Source organism: Chryseobacterium indologenes (genome assembly GCF_001295265.1).
GTDB classification, from domain to species: Bacteria; Bacteroidota; Bacteroidia; order Flavobacteriales; family Weeksellaceae; genus Chryseobacterium; species Chryseobacterium indologenes_A.
The window spans coordinates 1-586 of sequence record NZ_LJOD01000066.1 but is presented as its reverse complement, the minus strand read 5'-3'; the positions used below and the strand labels follow the sequence as shown (position 1 = coordinate 586).

Here is a 586-nt window from a genome sequence, read left to right as displayed (position 1 = left end):
TAAGTTCAGGTTACTGGTCCCGATCAAAGCCATATCCGGGTCATACTTAAGCTTTTTGTCATATCTGTGGGTATACAGGTTGTTCGCCATCACATATAAAGTCACTTTGTTGACAGGAGCTCCTTTTAAGAAATCCTTATCAAACGTATAAGCTACTTTCAGGTTACTTAATCTTAAGAAATCTGCTTTTCTAAGGAATCTTGTGGAGACATTGTTAGCCGATGTTGATCCTGTACCTCTTGCACCAACCCCTTGGAAAGGTTTTGGATTTTCAGCATTAGGATTGCTTGGTGTCCAGTAATCCATAGCATCTGCGTAGCTGTTGTAAATATGAGAATAGGTACCATCACTCTGTAAGTAGAATGCCCAGTCATCCAACATCTTAGCTCCGAAGCTGAAAGTCCCCTGAGCACTTACTGAGAAGTTTTTATAAGACACATTTAAACCAACCCCTCCATATACTTTAGCGATACGGGATCCCTGGATAGCACGCTGTGCTTCTGCATAGTTGCTGGTAGTTTCTCCGTCTACACCGTTTTTATACCATAGCGGGTTACCATTGCTTGGATCTACCCCAGCCCATTTT

Annotated in this window: 1 pseudogene; it reads right to left on the bottom strand. The window is 42.2% G+C overall.

Annotated features, from left to right (window positions below):
• Nucleotides 1–586 (bottom strand): annotated as a pseudogene (locus AOB46_RS23560) (SusC/RagA family TonB-linked outer membrane protein); the annotation flags it as partial.